A 1,620-nucleotide genomic window follows, 5' to 3' on the forward strand; every position below is an offset into this window, starting at 1 on the left:
AACGGCTCTGGCTCACTTCCGGTGGTGCCCGGGCTATGCGAGCAGGATGCGGTGCCGAAGTAGTGGAAAACTGGCCCGGCCATACATTTGTCGCTTGATCAGTTTGGTTTTGGTGTTGACGCCTTCGATGGGGCCGTTGCTGTAGGGCACGGTCAGGCCGGCGACCGCGGCGTCGTGGTCCTGGTCGAGGCCGCGAAGGAAAGGGCCGAGTTCGGTCAGCCCGGCCTCGCGAACCTGCTTCATCCACTCGTCGAGATCGCCACCGCGACGTTCGATCAGGATTCGCTGCGAACTCGCCGACGAGCCGAGCCAGGTCGGTCATCTCGGGACATGCCCCGACAAGTTCGTCCAGATGAGCGCGGCGTCCGGAGGGAAGATCGGTCGGCCGGCTCATGATCCACGAAGTCAGCCGACGCGGTGAGGGGCAGATGCGGTCGCTCTCGGCGCGCCCTTGGTTGAGATATTTGTGCAGCAGGTTCAGGCCGCCGGTGTAACCGAGCGCTTTGATCTCGTGGAACAGGTGAAGGACCGGGACACCGGGCTGTTCGGTGCGACGCTGCCGCAAGTGGTCGCGGAAGGGGTCGACAAGGCAGGCCCGGTAATACGGTGGGCGGCGCAGCTGGTCCGGCTCGGATGCGCGGGCGTAGCGTTTCACCGTGTTCAACGCCAGGCCCATACGCCGGGCGCAGTCCAGCAGTCCGACACCTTGGTCGAGCAGATCGTGCACCGCATGCCAGCGTTCCAACGTGGTGGTCTCGCGAGTGAGTGTTTGCCGTTTCGGGCCGGCCGCGGCCCAGCATCGGCCGTGGGCGGCGACGACTTCCCTCACCGATCCTGCCAGGCCGCGGGCACAGATGCCAGCGGTCGCTGACCTGCAGTGCGGCGGGCCGCGCGCGGCGGATCGCTTCGGCATAGGTGGCCGATCCGTCACGGACGACGACCTCGACGCCAGGATTGTTCCGCAGCCATGTTTCGAGGGTTTCGGACTTGCGGTCGGCCAGGACGTCGATCCGTTGGTGAGTGACAGCGTCGATCACCGCTGTGCCGTAATGGTTTCGGCGGCGCAGGGCGAAGTCGTCCACGCTGACCACCCGCGGGACCGGCCCGTGCGGCAGTGGGATCGCCAGCAGTATCCGCACCGCGGTATGTCGGGACAATCGAACCGGCAACGCGGCCAGCACACCGACCGCAGCCCGACCGGCCAGTTCTTTCACGATTGCCCGCACCTGGCCGGTCAGTCGGGTCGTTCGCCGTTGGTAGCGTTCGAGCAGCCCGGGTACCTGTTCACGGAAAGTTCTCCAGCACTGCGGTGTCGGGCAAACCAGTCGTCGAACCCGTACCCGGACGATCACCATGCGACCGTCGGCGGGCAGGTCGGCGACGGTCCGGTGGTGGTAGCTGTGGACTTTCTCCGACTCCTCACCACAGCGTGAGCACACCGCCGGGCCGGGCGCTGTCCGGGCCCGCACTACGAGCTTCCAGCCCTCCTCGACAACCTCGTCGATCACCAGCGCCGACGAACCCGAGAACATCAGCCCGACAGCAACATCCGCCTCACCCACCCAGGCATCGTGCCGTCAGGCGACCACGCTCAGCCACCGGAAGTGAGCCAGAGCCGTT

2 protein-coding genes are annotated in these 1,620 nt (G+C 66.4%); both read right to left on the minus strand.

Annotated elements, in window-relative coordinates:
- Window positions 1-33 precede the first annotated feature (33 nt).
- On the minus strand, window positions 34-243 hold the full coding sequence (locus ABZW96_RS37575; protein WP_245562843.1) for a transposase: 210 nt from the start codon (window positions 241-243) through the stop codon (window positions 34-36).
- 32 nt (window positions 244-275) lie between these two features.
- On the minus strand, window positions 276-1,532 hold the full coding sequence (locus ABZW96_RS37580) for an ISL3 family transposase (RefSeq protein WP_355081644.1): 1,257 nt from the start codon (window positions 1,530-1,532) through the stop codon (window positions 276-278).
- Window positions 1,533-1,620 lie beyond the last annotated feature (88 nt).

Origin of the sequence: Nocardia sp. NPDC004168, from assembly GCF_040610355.1 — a bacterium.
Taxonomy (GTDB): Bacteria; Actinomycetota; Actinomycetes; order Mycobacteriales; family Mycobacteriaceae; genus Nocardia; species Nocardia sichangensis.

Bases quoted from the DNA above. Each gene is read 5' to 3' on its own strand.
- ABZW96_RS37575 (WP_245562843.1), bottom strand. From the start codon at position 243: ATGAAGCAGGTTCGCGAGGCCGGGCTGACCGAACTCGGCCCTTTCCTT.
- ABZW96_RS37580 (WP_355081644.1), bottom strand. From the start codon at position 1,532: ATGTTCTCGGGTTCGTCGGCGCTGGTGATCGACGAGGTTGTCGAGGAG.